The organism is Mycolicibacterium neworleansense (genome assembly GCF_001245615.1).
In the GTDB taxonomy this organism is placed as follows: Bacteria; Actinomycetota; Actinomycetes; order Mycobacteriales; family Mycobacteriaceae; genus Mycobacterium; species Mycobacterium neworleansense.
Map to the genome: position 1 here is coordinate 1,799,151 of NZ_CWKH01000001.1, position 17,387 is coordinate 1,816,537.

At 68.4% G+C, this 17,387-nt stretch carries 18 protein-coding genes and 1 pseudogene; 10 read left to right on the forward strand and 9 right to left on the reverse strand.

The features are described from left to right. Nucleotides 1–9 precede the first annotated feature (9 nt). Complete coding sequence (locus tag BN2156_RS08385; RefSeq protein WP_162490833.1) at nucleotides 10–1,353, reverse strand: sensor histidine kinase; 1,344 nt, start codon at nucleotides 1,351–1,353, stop codon at nucleotides 10–12. A gap of 166 nt (nucleotides 1,354–1,519) precedes the next feature. Here BN2156_RS08385 and BN2156_RS08390 point away from each other — a divergent pair, with 166 nt between their 5' ends. The 4 genes from BN2156_RS08390 to BN2156_RS08405 are packed head-to-tail and all read left to right on the forward strand — an operon-like array spanning nucleotide 1,520 to nucleotide 3,823. After that, nucleotides 1,520–2,275 carry a Clp protease N-terminal domain-containing protein gene (locus tag BN2156_RS08390; RefSeq protein WP_090512297.1) on the forward strand — a complete coding sequence of 252 codons (756 nt, stop codon included), beginning with the start codon at nucleotides 1,520–1,522 and terminating at the stop codon, nucleotides 2,273–2,275. Between the two features lie 28 nt (nucleotides 2,276–2,303). Then, on the forward strand, nucleotides 2,304–2,729 hold the full coding sequence (locus BN2156_RS08395) for a PPOX class F420-dependent oxidoreductase (RefSeq protein WP_090512299.1): 426 nt from the start codon (nucleotides 2,304–2,306) through the stop codon (nucleotides 2,727–2,729). A gap of 45 nt (nucleotides 2,730–2,774) precedes the next feature. Then, complete coding sequence (locus tag BN2156_RS08400; RefSeq protein ID WP_090512301.1) at nucleotides 2,775–3,308, forward strand: hypothetical protein; 534 nt, start codon at nucleotides 2,775–2,777, stop codon at nucleotides 3,306–3,308. Continuing rightward, nucleotides 3,272–3,823, forward strand: coding sequence for a GNAT family N-acetyltransferase (locus tag BN2156_RS08405; protein WP_090512304.1), 552 nt, complete (start codon nucleotides 3,272–3,274; stop codon nucleotides 3,821–3,823). Before BN2156_RS08400 ends, BN2156_RS08405 begins: the two co-directional genes overlap by 37 nt. On the opposite strand, the gene zapE is transcribed toward BN2156_RS08405, so the two are convergent. Next, nucleotides 3,820–4,857, reverse strand: coding sequence for a cell division protein ZapE (gene zapE / locus BN2156_RS08410; RefSeq protein ID WP_090512306.1), 1,038 nt, complete (start codon nucleotides 4,855–4,857; stop codon nucleotides 3,820–3,822). The genes BN2156_RS08405 and zapE overlap by 4 nt on opposite strands. A gap of 34 nt (nucleotides 4,858–4,891) precedes the next feature. Between zapE and BN2156_RS08415 the strand changes: the two genes are divergently transcribed. The 3 genes from BN2156_RS08415 to aftC all read left to right on the forward strand — a co-directional run bounded on the left by BN2156_RS08415 (nucleotide 4,892) and on the right by aftC (nucleotide 8,597). Next, the gene (locus BN2156_RS08415; RefSeq protein ID WP_407661646.1) at nucleotides 4,892–5,659 is read left to right on the forward strand and encodes a pyrimidine reductase family protein; all 768 of its coding nucleotides are present in this window, start codon (nucleotides 4,892–4,894) and stop codon (nucleotides 5,657–5,659) included. A 22-nt stretch (nucleotides 5,660–5,681) separates the two neighbouring features. Beyond that, a complete protein-coding gene (locus tag BN2156_RS08420) occupies nucleotides 5,682–7,262 on the forward strand; it encodes an alpha/beta hydrolase (RefSeq protein ID WP_210436586.1) in 1,581 nt (526 codons plus the stop codon). A gap of 69 nt (nucleotides 7,263–7,331) precedes the next feature. Then, nucleotides 7,332–8,597, forward strand: coding sequence for an arabinofuranan 3-O-arabinosyltransferase (gene aftC / locus BN2156_RS08425; RefSeq protein ID WP_090512314.1), 1,266 nt, complete (start codon nucleotides 7,332–7,334; stop codon nucleotides 8,595–8,597). On the opposite strand, the gene BN2156_RS08430 is transcribed toward aftC, so the two are convergent. Continuing rightward, the gene (locus BN2156_RS08430) at nucleotides 8,589–9,161 is read right to left on the reverse strand and encodes a class I SAM-dependent methyltransferase (RefSeq protein ID WP_090512317.1); all 573 of its coding nucleotides are present in this window, start codon (nucleotides 9,159–9,161) and stop codon (nucleotides 8,589–8,591) included. The genes aftC and BN2156_RS08430 overlap by 9 nt on opposite strands. Before the next feature lie 72 nt (nucleotides 9,162–9,233). Continuing rightward, nucleotides 9,234–10,070: a helix-turn-helix transcriptional regulator gene (locus tag BN2156_RS08435; RefSeq protein ID WP_090512319.1), complete on the reverse strand. Its 837-nt coding sequence runs from the start codon at nucleotides 10,068–10,070 to the stop codon at nucleotides 9,234–9,236. On the opposite strand from BN2156_RS08435, the gene msrB reads away from it, so the two are divergent. Next, nucleotides 10,069–10,485 carry a peptide-methionine (R)-S-oxide reductase MsrB gene (gene msrB, locus BN2156_RS08440; RefSeq protein ID WP_090512322.1) on the forward strand — a complete coding sequence of 139 codons (417 nt, stop codon included), beginning with the start codon at nucleotides 10,069–10,071 and terminating at the stop codon, nucleotides 10,483–10,485. The genes BN2156_RS08435 and msrB overlap by 2 nt on opposite strands. Before the next feature lie 9 nt (nucleotides 10,486–10,494). Here msrB and BN2156_RS08445 read toward each other — a convergent pair whose 3' ends face one another. The 4 genes and pseudogenes from BN2156_RS08445 to hemE form a co-directional block, all read right to left on the reverse strand. Next, complete coding sequence (locus BN2156_RS08445; RefSeq protein ID WP_090512324.1) at nucleotides 10,495–11,238, reverse strand: class I SAM-dependent methyltransferase; 744 nt, start codon at nucleotides 11,236–11,238, stop codon at nucleotides 10,495–10,497. 199 nt (nucleotides 11,239–11,437) lie between these two features. Then, nucleotides 11,438–12,133, reverse strand: coding sequence for a hydrogen peroxide-dependent heme synthase (gene hemQ, locus BN2156_RS08450; protein WP_090512326.1), 696 nt, complete (start codon nucleotides 12,131–12,133; stop codon nucleotides 11,438–11,440). 4 nt (nucleotides 12,134–12,137) lie between these two features. Next, nucleotides 12,138–13,493, reverse strand: coding sequence for a protoporphyrinogen oxidase (locus tag BN2156_RS08455; RefSeq protein ID WP_090512328.1), 1,356 nt, complete (start codon nucleotides 13,491–13,493; stop codon nucleotides 12,138–12,140). Then, nucleotides 13,490–14,528: pseudogene (gene hemE / locus BN2156_RS08460) on the reverse strand (uroporphyrinogen decarboxylase). Before hemE ends, BN2156_RS08455 begins: the two are co-directional and overlap by 4 nt. A 111-nt stretch (nucleotides 14,529–14,639) precedes the next feature. Between hemE and BN2156_RS08465 the strand changes: the two are divergent. Together BN2156_RS08465 and BN2156_RS08470 are read left to right on the forward strand one after the other, a co-directional pair. After that, complete coding sequence (locus tag BN2156_RS08465; RefSeq protein ID WP_090512331.1) at nucleotides 14,640–15,221, forward strand: DUF3000 domain-containing protein; 582 nt, start codon at nucleotides 14,640–14,642, stop codon at nucleotides 15,219–15,221. 1 nt (nucleotide 15,222) lies between these two features. Next, nucleotides 15,223–16,473 carry an HRDC domain-containing protein gene (locus tag BN2156_RS08470; protein ID WP_090512333.1) on the forward strand — a complete coding sequence of 417 codons (1,251 nt, stop codon included), beginning with the start codon at nucleotides 15,223–15,225 and terminating at the stop codon, nucleotides 16,471–16,473. Between the two features lie 4 nt (nucleotides 16,474–16,477). On the opposite strand, the gene BN2156_RS08475 is transcribed toward BN2156_RS08470, so the two are convergent. Beyond that, nucleotides 16,478–17,377 (reverse strand): alpha/beta fold hydrolase, encoded by a 900-nt coding sequence (locus BN2156_RS08475; protein ID WP_090512336.1) that lies wholly within the window; start codon nucleotides 17,375–17,377, stop codon nucleotides 16,478–16,480. Nucleotides 17,378–17,387 lie beyond the last annotated feature (10 nt).

Consider the following 17,387-nt stretch of genomic DNA (forward strand, 5'->3'; position numbering starts at 1 on the left):
GTCCCGAACCTAGAACGGCGCGTCCTCCATGCGCGCCCGGGTCAGCGGCAGCCGCAACAACAGCCGTGCTCCGCCGAGTGGACTTTCCGTCAAAGCAGCTGTGCCGCCGTGCAATTCAGCCTGCTGAGCAACAAGGGCCAGACCCAGACCCGACCCCGACCGCGACGCGGTCGACCCGCGGGCGAACCGCTCGAACACCTCGGCCCGTTCAGCCTCGGGTACGCCAGAACCGTTGTCGTCCACCACGATCTGCACGTCGTCGGCCGAACTGACCGCACTGAGCCGGATTTCGGTGGCACCACCGTGCTTGACCGCGTTGGCGATCGCGTTGTCGATCACCAGGCGCAGGCCGGCAGGCATACCGAGCATCAACACCGTCGGCGACGGCATCAGGGTGGCCCGCAAGCCCGGATAGGTGCGCAGCGCGTCGTGCGCCGCGCGGTCGAGCAGCTCGGTGACATCCATCGGCACGAAATCCTCGACCGTGGTCAGCTCCCCCTGCGCCAACCGCTCCAGGGCGGTCAGGGTGCCCTCGATCCGGCTCTGCGTACGCAGCACATCGCCGATCACCTCCTGCCGCTGCTCGGCAGTCATGTCGAGGGTGGACAGCACTTCCAGGTTGGTGCGCATCGCGGTCAGTGGGGTGCGCAATTCATGGGAGGCCACCGCGGCGAAATCGCGGGCCGACTCGAGCGCGGCCTTGGTGCGCTCCTGTTCATTTCCGATGCGCGCGAGCATGCCCTCGACCGCTTCGGCGATCTGCACGGCCTCGCGGACACCGCGCACCTGCACCTCGTCGGGCTTGGACTGGGCGTTGATGGCGCGGGCCTGCTGAGCCAGCAGGCGGAACGGGGTGATCATCACCAGCGAGATCATCCAGCCCACCACGATGGTGCTGCCGATGACGCCGCCGCAGATGAGCAACACCCGCAGGTGCAGCTCGTCGATCCGGCGTTGCGTCTCGGCCAGCGGCGCCCCGAGTGCGATGCTCGCCGGGCCCGCGGTGAAGGTGCGCACGCGGTACTCGACCCCGTCGATCGTGATGTTGGCGTAGCCGTTCTCCAGGCGCGGCAGGACGATGTCGCTGGGCACCGAGACACTGACGCCGCCGATGTGCGCGGTTCGGACCAGCCCGCCGTCATCGGGACTGGACTTGTCCGCCGCACCTTGTTTGGTGGCGCTGAGCAGCGTGCTCACGTCGCCGAGGCTGCTCAATGAATCCAGGCGCCGGTCCAGCTGGCTGTACTGGTCGTTGGTGACGCCGATCCACACCCAGGTGCCGAGCGTGATCACCGTGACCACCACCGACAGCGCGCCGACGATGACGATGGTGCGCAACGACAACACCCGCATCACCGGCCGCAGCACGGGCCGCAAGAGCTTGAGCACGCGCTCTTCGAGATTCACCGGCGCTATCTTGCCCGATCCGCACGGGTGGCCTCCGGGCACTCCGCCCCCGGTCGCGCAAAATCGTCAACTTTTGGTTGACGATGGAGCATCGTCAACTTAGAGTTGACGCATGAGCCAACCCGTCACCCTCACCAACCCGGTCCGCCTCGATGATCTCATCGGTGCGATCAAGAAGGCCCATACCGAACCACTGGAGCAATTGATCGACGCGGTGATCGCCGCCGACGCCCTCGGCGAGATCGCCGACCACCTCATCGGACACTTCGTCGACCAGGCCCGCCGCTCGGGCGCCTCCTGGACCGACATCGGCAAAGCCATGGGCGTCACCAAACAGGCAGCCCAGAAACGTTTCGTGCCGAAGGTTCCCGATTTCGACCCGGCCGCACTCGACCCCAACGCCGGGTTCGGCCGGTTCACCCCCCGGGCCCGCAACGTCGTCGTCGTCTCGCAGAACACCGCGCACGCCGCGGGCAACGCCGAGATCACCCCTGAACACCTGCTGCTGGCACTGTTCGCCGAGCCCGACGGAATCGGAGCCAAACTCCTTGTGAGTCAAGGCATCACCGCCGAAGCCGCCCGTGCCGCCATCACCCTGCCGCCGCCCGCCGAAAATGTCCCGGCATTGATCCCGTTCAACGGGGGCGCCAAGAAGGCGCTGGAACTGACCTTCCGCCAAGCACTTCGGCTAGGCCACAACTACATCGGCACCGAGCACATCCTGCTCGCCCTGGCCGAGGCCGAGGACGAGGACGGACCCCTGCACCGGCTCGGGGCCGACCCGCAGCGGTTCGAGACCGAGCTGGCCGCCGCCCTGGCACCGTTCATGGCCAAAGAGCAAGGAACTGCCACGGATTCCGGGGAATGAAAGCGGCCACGCATCCGTAGAACCAATCGTGAAACTCAATGACGCCGCACGCGAGTTGATCGGCGCGGGCGCCGACGCCACCCTGGTCACGCTGAATCCCGACGGCAGCCCACAGGTCACGCTGGTCTGGGTGGCGTTGCGGTCCACGCCGGACGGCGACGAGCTCGTCACCGCACATCTGGCCGAGCACAAGAAGGTCCGCAATGTACGCCGCGATCCCCGCGTCGCGGTGACGATCATCGAGCCGGGCCGGGTCGGCGAGGTGATGCGGCCGTACCTGGCGATCAACGGCACCGCGCGCATCGTCGAGGGCGGCGCGCCCGAACTGCTCAAGGAGCTGGCGCAAACCCTGGCCGCCCCGGATGTTCCGTTCCCGCCGAAGGGCGCGCCGCCCGGATGGCTCACCCGCATCCGGATCGACAAGGTCGGCGGCGTCGGGCCCTGGGTGTCCTGACCCAACCGGCTGTAACACGTTTCACTCTGTGCGATCATGCCTGGCATGCCTCGCTGGTTTGCGTTCATGTTCACGGCCGTGGTGGCGGCTGTCACCGCCCTCATGGCCCCACCGGCGGCCTCGGCCGATGTCACCCCCATCGGCAACATCGGCCAGACGCTCCGGGTGGAGACGGACAACGGCATCATCGCCGACGTCACCGTGCACGACGTGCTCGCCAGTGACGTCCCGCCCGGCTGGGGCTGGAACGGCTCGCCGCGCTGGCGCGCGCAGGGCGGCCCGTGGCGGGTCCCGATCACGGTGACCACCATCCAGGCGCCCAACCCGTACGCCATGGCACTGGCGTTCACCTTCAACGGCGTCACGCCGTACGCCGACGCGTACGCGCCCAAGCACACCGATGCGCCCAACCGCCTCGAAGCGGCACTGCGCAACGCCCCGCCGGGAGCCACCGTCAACGGCGACGTCTACTGGGACGTCTACCGCGCGCTGGTCACCAATGTGGTGTTGACCGACACCAAGTCCGGAAAGCACCTGGCGCAATGGAATCTGTGGCAGCCGGGCGCCCCCCTGCCTTGATCGGCCGCGCCACGGCAGCTGACGTTCCGGACCTCGCCGCGGTGGCAGCCACCACCTTTCCGCTGGCCTGTCCCCCGTCGGTGACGCCCGACAACGTCGCGGCGTTCATCGCCGAGACGCTGTCGGAGGAACGCTTCGCCGAGTACCTCACCGATCCGGACCGGATCGTGCTGGTGGCGCGGGATACCTCAATTACCGGCTACGTCATGCTGATTCACGGCGTCCCCGACGACGGTGACGTCCAGCGCGCCGTGACCCTGCGGCCCGCGCTGGAGCTGTCGAAGATCTATGTGCTGCCCGAGCACCACGGCAACGGGGTGGCCCAGGCCCTGATGACCGCTGCCTTGGACGCCGGGACCCGATCCGGCGCGGGTTGCGTGTGGCTTGGCGTCAACCAACTGAACCAACGCGCCCAGCGCTTCTACGCCAAGAACGGCTTCACCGTCAGCGGCACCAAGACCTTCCGGCTCGGCAGCCGCATCGAGAACGACTACGTGATGGTCCGACCGGTCTAGGCCGTTTTCTGCGCGGCGGCGGTCAGGGCCAGCAGACGCGACGTCGCCCGCAGGTACTTCTTCCGGAAACCGCCGGCCACCATCTCCGGGCTGAAAATGGTGTCCAGCTTGGTCCCCGACGCCAGCACGGGAACACCCGCGTCGTACAGGCGGTCGGTCAGCGCCACGAGCCGCAGCGCCACACTCTGATCCTCGATCGGGTGCACCCCGGTGATGAATACCTCGGTGACGCCTTCGATCAGGGCGTGATACCGCGACGGGTGCATGGTCGCCAGATGCGCACACAGCGCGTCGAAGTCGTCGAGGGTCGCACCGGCGACGCCCTCGGCCCGCTGTGCCACCTCGTCATCGGAGAGCGGCTCGGGAGCCGGCGGCAGATCGCGATGCCGGTAGTCGGGGCCCTCGATGCGGACCGTGGTGAAGATCTGGGCCAGCGTGTTGATCTCGCGCAGGAAGTCCTGAGCGGCGAACCGCCCCTCGCCCAGCTGTTCGGGCAGGGTGTTCGAGGTGGCCGCGATCGACACCCCGCGCTCCACCAACGCCGAGAGCAGCCGCGAGATGAGCGTCGTGTTGCCCGGGTCGTCGAGCTCGAACTCGTCGATGCACACCACCACGTAATCCGACAGCAGGTCGATGCACTCGTTGTAGCCGAACACACCGGCCAGCTGCGTCAGCTCGCCGAACGTGGCGAACGCCGTCGGAGCCTCGCCCCCCGACAGCGTGTAATACGTCGAGGCCAGCAGGTGGGTCTTGCCGACGCCGAACCCACCGTCCAGATACAACCCCACCCCGGGCAGGACCTCACGCTTGCCGAACAGCTTCTTCTTGCCCGCCCGTCGCAGCGCGGCCTGCTCACAGAAACTGCGGCAGGACTGCACCGCGGCGGCCTGCGACGGTTCGGCGGGATCCGGGCGGTAGCTGTCGTAGCTGACGTCGGCGAACGTCGGCGGCGGAACCAACTGTGCGACCAGCCGCTCCGGCGTGACGGTGGGATGACGATCGGCGAGATGAGCGACGCCGCTGGACCCGTGCATGGGGGCAGCGTAGCGACGTGCTCCAATGCAGTTCATGTCCGATGACACCGCCGGGCCCGACCTGACCGTGCTGGGAAACGTCGACAAAATCGCCGACGGCCGCCTGGCCGACTACTACGCCTACCCCGATGACCTGCAGCGATGTTGGGTAAGAGGCAATATGATCGCCAGCCTGGACGGCGGTGCCACCCAAGATGGCAAGTCCGGCGGGTTGGGTGGTCCGGGCGACCGGGCTGTGTTCAATCTCATGCGTCACGCTGCCGACGTCATCCTCATGGGCGCCGCGACCGTGCGGATCGAGAACTACTCCGGTGTGCAGCTGTCCGTCGCGCAACGGCAGGAACGCCAGCGTCGCGGGCAGGCGGAAGTCCCGCCGATCGCCGTCGTCACCGCATCGGCCGAGCTCGACCACGACGCCAAGTTCTTCACCCGCACCGCGGTGCCGCCGCTGATCCTCACCGCCACCAAGACCGTCGCCGACGCGCGGCACCGGTTGGGCGGGGTCGCCGAGGTGCTCGACGCCTCCGGTGCCGACCCCACCCGTGTCGACCCGGCGGTGGCGCTGCGAATCCTCGCCGGACGCAAGCTCTTCCGGGTGCTGACCGAAGGCGGCCCAGCCCTGCTGAGCCTGCTGATCGAAAACGACCTGCTCGACGAGTTGTGCCTGACCGTGGCTCCGATCCTCGTCGGCGGCGTGGCCCGGCGCATCGCCACCGGCGCGGGCCAGGCACACACCCGGATGCGGCCCGCACACCTGCTCACCGACGACGAGGGCTACCTGTACACGCGCTACGTCCGTTGAACGTGTCGCTACTGTGGTCAGCATGCGTCATCAGCTGGTGAAAGCCCTGAGAAGGTCGGCGGTCGCCGTGCCCGTTCTGTCACTTGGGCTGCTCACTGCATGCTCACCGCTGTTCGCCGCAGATCCGCGCTACGCCACCAACTCCGGTGCCCACCCGCAGGGGCAGCCGATCACCACCGCGGCCGCCCCGCCCGGGCCGCCCGGCATCGAAGCGCCCAAGAACGACCTGTCCTGGCATGACTGCACCCCGCGGTTGTTCGACGGGGCCGGCGTGCAGCCGCCCGCCGATGTGACGCTGGACTGCGCCACCTACGACGCCGACCTCGACTCCATCAACGGGGCCACCGGCACGATCAGCATCGGCGTGGTGCGGGCCCGGTCCAAGCAGACACCGGCCGACGCCGGTCCGCTGGTGATGACCACCGGCTCCGACGTTCCCACCTCGGTGCAGCTGCCGACCTGGCTGGCGCGCTCGGGCACCGACATCCTCAAGACGCATCCCATCGTCGCCGTGGACCGGCGCGGCATCGGCATGTCCGGCGCCCTGGATTGTCGCGATGTCTACGACCGCCAGGAAATGCTGGACCAGACGCAGTTCCAGGCCGGCGACGATCCGGTGGCCAACCTCGGTGAGGTCACCATGACGGCCACCACCAGCTGCACCGACACGATCGCCCCGGGCGACTCGGCCTACGACAACGCACACGCCGCCGAAGATCTGGAACGGCTGCGCAGCACCTGGGACGTGCCGTCACTGGCGCTACTGGGCATCGGCAACGGTGCTCAGGTGGCGCTGGCCTACGCGGGCTCACACCCCAACAAGGTGTCGCGGCTGGTTCTGGACTCCCCTCTGCCACTGGCCATCGGCGCCGAGGCCGCGGCCGAGCAGCGCATCAAGGGACAGCAGGCCGCGCTGGATGCATTCGCCGCGCAATGCGTGGCCACCAACTGCGCCCTGGCCCCCGATCCGAAGGGCGCCGTCGACGCGCTGCTGGCCGACGCCCGCGCCGGACGCGGCCCCGGCGGCGCCTCGGTGGCCACCCTGGCCGACGCGATCACCACCGGGATGGGCTTTCCCCAGGGCGACCGGGTGGCGGCCACCAACAACCTGGCCAATGCCTTGGCCGCCGCTCGCGCCGGGGACACCGGTCCGATCTCGGGCTTGATCACCCAGGCCGACAACCTGCGCCAGACCGACGGCCAGTTCGTCAACGCATGCAGCGACGCGCTCAACCGGCCCACCCCCGACCGGGTCCGCGAACTCGTCGTCGCCTGGGGCAAGCTCTACCCGCAGTTCGGCGCCGTCGGCGCGCTGAATCTGGTCAAATGCCTCAACTGGCCCAGCAGCACCGCACCGAAAGACCCGCAGGACCTCAAGATTCCGGTACTGCTGCTCGGTGTGCGCAACGACCCGATCGTCGGCAACGAGGGCGTCGCCGCCGTCGCCGCGACCATCATCAACGCCGGCGCCAACAACCGTCGGGTGATGTGGCAGGGCATCGGCCACGGCGCCAGCATCTACACCCCGTGCGCGCTGCCCCCGCTGACGGGCTACCTCGACAGCGGCAAACTGCCCGAGACCGACACGTACTGTCCCGCCTGACGCGGGGCCCGATCGACGTCGGTATAAGGTTCGCTGGTGGCTGCAGCAGAATCCCCGACAAATTCAGTCATGGTCGGTCTTCTGAACCCCTTCCGTCCCCGCACCTCCCCGCCGAGCACCGCCACGGTGCTGCGCTCGGTGCTGTGGCCGCTGGCGATCCTGTCGATCATCCATCGCAGCTACGTGCTGGCCACCAACGGCTACATCACCGACGACTTCGGTCCGGTGTACCGCGCGGTGTCGAACTTCCGGCGGCACTGGGCCATCTACAACGAGCACTTCAGCTACGTCGACCCGCACTACCTGTACCCACCAGGCGGCACCCTGCTGCTGGCGCCGTTCGGGTTCCTTCCCGAGTTCGCGTCACGCTTCTGGTTCGTCGCGATCAACGCGGTGGCCGTGATCATCGCGGCCGCGCTTCTGGTGCGCCTCTTCAAGTTCTCGCTCACCTCGGTGGCCCTGCCGGCTCTGCTGCTGGCCATGTTCTGCACCGAATCAGTCACCAACACATTGGTTTTCACCAACATCAATGGCTGCATCCTGCTCGCCGAGGTGCTGTTCTTCACCTGGCTGTTGTCGGGCAAGGTGAGCCATCAGTGGTGGGCCGGCGCGGCGATCGGGATGACGCTGGTGGTCAAACCCCTGCTCGGCGTGCTGCTGCTACTACCCCTGCTGAACCGGCAGTGGCGCGCATTGGTGACGGCGATCGCGGTGCCGGTCGTGTTCAACGCCGTCGCCTGGCCGCTGTCGGCCGACCCGATGGGCTTCGTGCGCAACACGTTGCCGTACATCATGCAGACCCGCGACTACTTCAACTCCGCCATCTTGGGCAACGGCATCTATTACGGGCTGCCGATGTGGCTGATCGTCGCGCTGCGGGTGACGTTCGTGGTGCTCGCCGCGGTCAGCCTGTGGCTGTTGTACCGCTACTACCGAGAGCGCGATCAGCTGTTCTGGATGCTGACTTCCTCGGGCGTACTGCTGATCACCTCGTGGCTGGTGCTCTCACTGGCCCAGGGCTACTACTCGATGACGCTGTTCCCGTTCCTGATGACGGTGGTGCTGCCGAACTCGGTGCTCCGCAACTGGCCGGCCTGGCTGGCGGTATACGGATTCATGACGATGGACCGCTGGCTGCTGTGGCGCTGGCCGACCACCGGACGGTTCCTCGAGTACATGAAGATCACCTACGGCTGGTCGCTCATGCTGGTCGTGGTGTTCTGCGTGCTGTACTTCCGCTATCTGGATGCCAAGCAGGACGGCAGGCTCGACGAAGGCATCGACCCGCCGTGGCTGACCCGGTCCAATGAGCCCAAGGAAGCCGAGTCAGTCTGAGGTGAACTGCATGACCTGCCCCGCCAGCCGGGTCCGGGTCTGCATCTGCAAGCCGTGACGCGCGCAGACCTCGTCGAGTTCGGCGGGATTCACCAGCCGGAACGGTGACCGGTCGAGCCGGTGGATCGCGGTCGCCATCGGGGTGCGGGTCAGGTCGTAGCCGGTGAACACCCCGCCTGGCCGCAACACCCGGGCGATCTCGGCGACGGCCTTCTCCCACTCCACGATGTGGTGCAGCATCAGGCAGCTGAGTACCGAATCGAACGAGTCGTCGGCGAACGGCAGATCGGTGGCGTCGGCCCCGCGCACGGTCACGTCCGGAAATACCTGCAGCCGACGGGCCGCGGTGCGCACCATGGCCGGGTCGAAATCGGTCGCGGTGATGGCCAGCTCCGGATGGGCCTGCCGCAGTCGCGCCGCGATATCACCACTGCCCGAACCGATTTCGAGACAGTCGCGACCCAGGCGTTCGATCGGGATGCTGCCGAGCACGGCCTGCCCGGTCCCGCCCCGCCACAGCGCTGTCTTGCAGAAGGCGCGCTCGATCTGTGACATTGCCGGCATGTGAGCTCCCGTCGTCGTAGGACCTCCAGCATCGCGCGGTGTCCGGCTCAGCGCTTGAACGGATCCGTCCGGTCAGCCCAATGCCCGCACCACGTCGCTGGGCGCGATACCGGTCAGCTCACGGCACACTCTGGTGGCATGCGCGCCGTCGGCGAATCCGGCCCGGTGCGCCGCATCGGTGATGGAGGTACCCGCGCTCAGGTGCTCCAACGCGGCCAGCAGTCGGGTCCACCGCGCCGTCGCCGCGAACGAGGTCCCGGTCTGCTTCCGGAAAAGCCGGCCCAGGTAGTCCGCCGACACCGCCACCTCCCCGGCGACCGAACCGAGATCGGTACGACTCGGTATCCGGGCGGTGACGAGTTCGATCGCCTGGCGCACCTGAGGGTGTACCGCGCCTGCGGTGACGCCGGCCCTGGCGAGCAGCGCGTCGACCACCATGCCTGCCGCACCGGACAGATCCTCGGCCCGCACGGCGGCCGCCACCGCCGAGGTCAGCGGCTCGGCGCCGTTGATCGCCCACAGGCCGGGACTGCCGCCGTGCGTCTGGATGGCGGCGTTGAGCGTTGTCGCCGTGTCTGTTTCGGGGCTCAGGTAGATCGACAGCGCTGCGCTCGCGCCGTCCGGCCGCATTGCGTGCCGGGTGCCACTGGCCACCGCCGCGATGCAGCAGCGCTCTTCGGCTCCGTCGCCGGCCACCACCGCGAGCGGGCCATCGATCCCCACCGCGAGCTGGACCGCGGGATGGTGGTGCACCTCGATGTCACCGAACGAACCCGCGACCACCGTCATGCCGGGTCCGGTGGTCCAGCTACCGCGCATACCGCAGGCTACCGCGGGCGCAGCGGCGCTGCGCTTGTGGATCCGTCGTACCTGGCGCACACCGGCGGACAGCACGTAATTTGGGTTCATGACGACCGACGGTCCCAAGCTGCAACTGACCGATGACGAATGGCGCGAGAAGCTGACCCCGGAGGAATTCGCGGTGCTGCGTCGGGCGGGTACCGAGCGGCCCTTCACGGGCGAGTACACCGACACCAAGACCGAGGGCGTCTACGAATGCCGGGCCTGCGGCGCCGAGTTGTTCCGCAGCTCCGAGAAGTTCGAATCGCATTGCGGCTGGCCGTCGTTCTTCGATCCGGCGGATTCCGCCGCGGTGATCCTGCGGTCGGACACCTCGCTGGGCATGCGCCGCGTCGAGGTGCTGTGCGCGAACTGCCACAGCCACCTGGGGCATGTGTTCGAGGGCGAGGGTTATCCCACGCCCACCGACCAGCGCTACTGCATCAACTCCATCTCACTGAAGCTGGTGCCCGCGTCCGAGTGACGGGCGGCCTCAGTCGAGCCGGGTGGCGTGCACTTCCCAGAACGGCATGTGCACCCGGCCCTCGACCAGCCAAGGTTCGATGACCCGCAGCCGCTCCAGCACCGGGGCCATCTGGTCGGCCATGTCGGGGTTGCGCGCGGCCATCGTCTCGAACGCCTCGACGCTGACGTTGCCCTGGTACGTGGTGGTGCCGAGGTAGGTGATCTCCCAGCCGCCGTCCGGAAGGACCTCACGGAAATCGTCGGCACTCATCGACCGCGGCATCTTGAAGCCGTTGACGTTGTGCTCACCGAATTCGTACATGTACAGCCGCGCACCGGGTTTCGTGGCCCGATGCAGTGCCCGCACGTACGACTTCTGCAGCTCGGGCTCACCGGTGAAAACGTGGTAGAAGGCGGTGTCGACGACGGTGTCGAACCGCCCCTCCAGCCCTTCCAGCTTGGTCGCGTCGGCCACCTGGAAATCGACCGTCACGCCGGCTTTCCGGGCATTTTCCCGGGCCCGCTCGATCGCAGACGGTGACGCGTCAACGCCCGTGGCCGACAACCCTTTTGACGCGTAGTGGATGGCGTGGTGGCCGGGTCCGGTGCCGGGGTCGAGCACCTCGCCCTTGACGGCGCCGAGGGCGACGAGCTGCTGCACCACCGGCTGCGGCCCACCGATGTCCCACGGCGTCGCGGCGGGCAGGCCGTGCGCTGTCCGCTCGTCGCGGTACATCTCTTCGAAGCGGTCGGATTCTTGCGGAGCAGTCATGCCCGCGAGGGTAGACCCGCTGACTGAAAGCTCAGGTCAATCCGCCTGCCACCAGTCACACCCACTGTCACGCTGGAGTGGCGGTCGACGGCCAGGGCCACTCTGGCGTGACAACGGGCACCGAACCAAACCTGCATTGTCACGCTGGAGTGGCTGTCGGGCTCGACAGCCACTCCAGCGTGACAAAACGAAGAGAATGCTAGGGCAGCTTGGCGACCAGATCCTCGACGCTGACCCGCGGCCCGGTGAAGAACGGGGTCTCCTCGCGGGTGTGGCGACGGGCGTCGGTGGCCCGCAGATCCCGCATCAGGTCGACGATGCGGTGCAGCTCGGGCGCCTCGAAGGCCAGGATCCACTCGTAGTCGCCGAGGGCGAACGCGGGCACCGTGTTGGCCCGCACGTCCTTGTAGCCACGGGCGGCCATGCCGTGCTCGCTCAGCATGCGGCGACGCTCTTCGTCGGGCAGCAGGTACCACTCGTAGGAGCGGACGAACGGGTACACGCAGATGTAGTTGCCCGGGTCCTCGCCCGCGATGAACGCCGGGACGTGGCTCTTGTTGAACTCAGCCGGCCGGTGCAGCGCCACGCTGCTCCACACCGGGTCACTGATCCGGCCCAGCGCGGTGGCGCGGCGGAAGTCCGAGTAGGTGGCCTGCAGCGCCTCGATGTTGTCGGCGTGGGTCCAGACCATGAAGTCGGCGTCGGCCCGCAGGCCGGCCACGTCGTACAGGCCGCGCACGACCACACCACGCTCTTCCTGGGTCTTGAAGAATGCCGCCGCCTCCTCGGTCACCTCGGCGCGATCCTCGCCGAGTTCACCGGGGCTCACCGCGAACACCGAGAACATCAGGTAGCGGATGGTGGAGTTGAGTTCGTCGTAGTCGAGCTTGGCCATAGGCCTATCGTGCCACGCCGCTGTACACCAGTTCCGCGGCCGCCCGGGTGGCGGTCCCCACACACGCCGGCACTCCGATCCCGTCCAGATAACCGCCCGCCACCGCCAGCGTCGGCGGCAGCCCCGCACGTAGTTCCGCGATCAGATCAGCGTGGCCGGGACCGTACTGCGGCATCGCGTCGATCCAGCGGTGGACGTGGCTGTCCACCGGCTCCACCGCGACGCCGAACAACGTGTTCAGATCGCGGGCCGACCAGGCCAGCAAGTCCTCATCGCCGGTGTTGGCGGCCATGTCGTCGCCGTAACGACCGAACGACAGCCGCACCATCTCGACGTTCCCGCGGCGGCCCCACTTGCGCGACGACATCGTGATCGCCTTGGCGTTGAGTCGTTCTCCTGCGGCGACGAGCACACCGGATTGCTGCGGCAACGGGGTGCCACCGGGCAGCGCCAAGGCCACCACGGCCGCCGAGGCCACGCGGATGCGCCTGGCCGCCGCCGCCGTGCGCGGTGCGATGTGTTCGATCAGCGACGGCAGGTGCGGCGCAGGCACGGCCAGCAGCACCGCGTCGGCGTACCAGCTCGCGCCCTCGTCGTCGAGCACCGACCAGCCGCGGCCGCGACGATCCACCCGCACCGCGGCGACCTGAGCCCACCGCACGTCGGCGCGGCGCCGCAACTCCTCCAGCAGCACGGTGTAGCCGCCGTCGACCGCACCGAACACCGGGGCGCCCGACGGTGGCGGCAGCGCCTCACGCACCGCATCGGTGAGGCTTCTGGCCCCACGGTCCAGGGCGGCCGCCAGCGAGGGCACCGCCGAACGCAACCCGATGGTGGCCGAGGACCCGGCATACACGCCGGTCAGGAGCGGGTCGACGGACCGGGTCACCACCTGCGGACCGAACCGGTCACCGACCAGCTCGGCGACCGACGGATCGGCGCCCCGGCTCCACTGCAGGGGGCGGGAACGCTCGTCGAGGATGCGGGCCACCGTCTCGTCGTCGACGAGACCGAGCAGCGACGACGCCTGCGCCGGGATGCCCTGCAGGGTCCCCTGCGGCAACTGGTGCAGCCGTGCCCCGCTGTAGATCAGCGGTCGCGTGCCGGTGGGACTGAGCTGACGGCCCGCCAGCCCCAGCTCGCCGAGCAGGTCCAGCATCTCGGGCCTGCGCACGATGAACGCCTCGGCGCCCACATCGAAGGGCTGCCCGCCGACCCGTTCGGTGCGCAGCACCCCGCCGAGCCGGTCAGCCGGGTCGAGCAGCGTGATCGCCGCGCGGGGGCCGGCCGCGAGCCGCAGCCGGTACGCGGCGACCAGTCCCGAAATACCGCCGCCGACAACGCAATAGGACGCACTCACAGCGAGTGCACCAGCGTCACCGCCTCGGTGATGATGCCGGGATCGGTTGCCGGCAGCACACCGTGGCCCAAGTTGAAGACGTGGCCGGCCGCCCCCGCGGCCACCGCGGCGCGCCCGTCCCTCGGCCACCGGCCAGCCGGCCAGCAGCACCACCGGATCCAGGTTGCCCTGCAGGGCAGTGCCCGGCTTGACCCGGGCCGCGGCGGCGACCAGCGAGGTGCGCCAGTCCACCCCGACCATGGTGGCCGGGGCGGCACCCAGCGCCTCGGACATGGCCCCCAGCAGCTCCGCGGTGCCGACGCCGAAATGGGTCATCGGTACGCCCGCGGCGGCCAAGGTGGCGAACACCCGCGTGGTGTGCGGGAGCACGTAGGTGCGGTAGTCGGCCAGCGACAGCGTCCCGGCCCAGGAGTCGAACACCTGCAGGGCATCGATCCCGGCGTCGACCTGGGCCTGCAGGAAGGCGATGGTCAGATCGGTCAGCGCGGTCATCAGCGCGTGCCAGGTGGCGGGCTCGCCAAGCATCATCGCCTTGGTGCGTTCGTGGTGACGGCTGGGGCCGCCCTCCACCAGGTAGGAGGCCAGCGTGAACGGAGCGCCGGCAAAGCCGATCAGGGGCACCTCGCCCAGCTCGCGCACCAGCATCGAGACGGCGTCGGTGACCGCTGAAACCTGCACCGGCTCAAGCGGCTTCATGCCCTCGACGTCGGCCACCGAGCGGATCGGGTGTTCGATCACCGGACCCACGTCCGGAACGATGTCCAGACCGATCCCGGCCGCCTTCAACGGGACCACGATGTCGGAGAACAGGATCGCCGCGTCGACACCGTGCCTGCGCACCGGCTGGAGGGTGATCTCGCAGACCAGGTCGGGGTCGAAGCAGGCCTCCAGCATGCGGTGCTGAGCACGCAGCGCGCGGTACTCCGGCAACGAGCGGCCTGCCTGCCGCATGAACCACACCGGCACACGGTGCGGGTTGCGGCCGCTGACAGCGGCAAGATATGGGGAATCGGGCAGCTCCCGGCGGGTATTCATCGGCTCCTATGGTGCCACGTGCCCGCGGGCGCGGACCGTTGCCGGTTCGTGACGCCGCGACTTCGGCGCGCCTGCGTCCTGTCCTGGGAGTATCCGCTAGCGTCAAACGCCGTGACCTCTGCCGAACCGGCCCAGTTCCGGACGGCGGTGGCGGCGATGAACGCCACCACCGTACGGCCGGAAATCGAACTGGGTCCGATACGCCCGCCACAGCGGCTGGCTCCTTACAGCTACGCGCTGGGCGCCGAGGTCCGACATCCCGATACCGCGGTCGTCCCGGAGCGCTCCGAGGGCGACGCGTTCGGCCGGCTGATCCTGCTGCACGATCCGGACGGGGCCGAGGCCTGGGACGGCACCATGCGGCTCGTCGCCTACATCCAGGCCGACCTGGATTCCAGCGAGGCCGTCGACCCGCTCCTGCCCGAAGTGGCCTGGAGCTGGCTGGTGGACGCCCTGGAATCACGTGCCGAGCACGTCACCGCACTGGGCGGCACCGTCACGGCCACCACGTCGGTGCGCTACGGTGACATTTCCGGCCCGCCGCGAGCACACCAGCTCGAGCTGCGGGCCTCCTGGACCGCCACCAACCTGGAGTTGGGGCCGCATGTGGAGGCATTCTGTGAAGTGCTCGAGCACGCTGCAGGGTTGCCCCCAGCAGGTGTTACCGACCTGAGTTCCCGTACTCGCGCGTGAGATGACTGACGAAGACCCAGACCCTGCCGAGGCCGAAGAGGCCGAATCGACACCGCTGCTGGCACCCGCAGAAGGGGTGCCTGAAGTCTGCGTCTCCGCAGGTGAGATCTCGTCGGCAGCAAAATCTCTGGCCGAAGGCAGCGGACCTTTCGCGATCGACGCGGAGCGGGCGTCGGGCTTCCGCTATTCCAATCGCGCCTACCTCGTACAGATCCGCCGGGCCGGTTCGGGCACGGCGCTGATCGACCCGGTCAACCACGGCGGCTCCCCCATCGACGCCATGGCCCCGGTTGCCGAAGCCCTGGCTCAGGACGAGTGGGTGCTGCACGCCGCCGATCAGGACCTGCCGTGCCTATCCGAGATCGGCCTGCGCCCGGGCAGGCTCTACGACACCGAACTGGCCGGCCGGCTGGCCGGCTTCGAGCGGGTCAACCTGGCGGCGATGGTGCAACGGCTGCTCGGCCTGCAACTGATGAAGGGCCACGGCGCGGCCGACTGGTCCAAACGGCCGCTGCCCGCCGATTGGCTCAACTACGCCGCCCTGGACGTCGAGGTGCTGCTCGAACTGCGCCACGCGATCGCCGCGGTACTGGAAGAGCAGGGCAAAACCGATTGGGCTACACAGGAATTCGAATACCTGCGCACCTATGTCGCACAGCCCACCCGCCGTGACCGCTGGCGGCGCACCTCCGGCATCCACAAGGTACGCAACCCGCAGGCACTGTCCGCGGTACGCGAGCTGTGGACCACCCGCGACACCATCGCCCGCGGCCGCGACATCGCGCCCGGGCGCATCCTGCCCGATTCGGCGATCATCAACGCAGCCACCGCCGACCCCAAGACGGTCGACGAGCTCATCGCGCTGCCGGTCTTCGGCGGTTCCAAACAGCGCAAGAGCGCCAAGGTCTGGCTGGATGCCCTGAACCGGGCCAGGGAGAACACTGACCCGCCCGAGGCCAACGACACCCAGAGCGGCCCGCCACCGGCCGCCCGGTGGGCCAGGCGCAAGCCGGAAGCCGCCGCGCGCCTCGAAGCCGCGCGGGCCGGCCTGGCCGAGCTGTCGGAGCGGGTGTCGGTGCCTGCCGAGAACCTCATCACGCCCGAGGTGGTGCGCCGACTGTGTTGGGACTGGCGCCCCGTCGGCGACGTGGCCACCGCGGTGTCGGAGTTCCTCGTCGAGTCCAACGTCCGCCCGTGGCAGCGGGAGCTCACGGTGCCGGTGCTGACCAAGGCACTCAGCTCCGCCGACTGACGTCTCAGCCACCCACCCGGTCGATGTGGGCCAGGAAATGCGTCAGCACCGCCTGCGGATCCTCGATCTGCGGCCAATGCGCGATGTCGTCGGCGAGCATCACCACGTCAGGATCGGGAACCACCTCGAGGTAGCGCTTGGCCATGTGCCGCCCCGAATTCGGGTCCGACGGCCCGTCGATCAGCCGCATCGGCACCGCGGTCTCGCGCATGGCCCGCACCCACCGATTCCGGTACGTGTAGCGGTCATTTACGAACCGGCCGACCTTGTGCAGGACTCGCTTGCCATCGTTGTACTCCAGGATCTGGTGGAACTTCTCCATCAGCTGCGGTGACGGCTTGGTGTTCACCCCGAACATCTCGTTGATCGTGGGCTCGACGAGCCGGCGCGAGAACCGGCTGCCCTGCAGCGGACTCATGATGTCGCCCAACGGGGTTCGCGACATCGCCTTCTGCACCAGCCGAGGTGTGTACGCCTCGTTGAACAGCCCGCCGTTGAGCCAGGTGATCGATTCGATGTCCAAGGCGCCGTAGGCGCGGCCGCCGAATTCGTGGCGGGCCAGCAACTCCTGGCCGACCGAATCGCCCAGATCATGCGCCAGGATGTGGGCCCGGCCGACGCCGAGGTGATCCAGCAGCGCCTCGTGCATGTCGGCATGGTCGGGCACCGAGTATCCGTAGGCGACGGGCTTGTCGGAGAAACCCATGCCGATCATGTCCGGCGCGATGACGGTGAACCGTTCGGTCAGCGTGGGCCAGATCAGCGACCAGTCCCACGAGCTGAACGGATAGCCGTGAATGAGAAGTAGGTTCGGTCCGCTTGCCTCGACCCGGTAGAAGATGTCGAAGCCGAGGTAGTCGAAGAACTGCCCGGCGTCCTTCCAGCTCTGCAATTCGGCATCCATGCCTGCAACC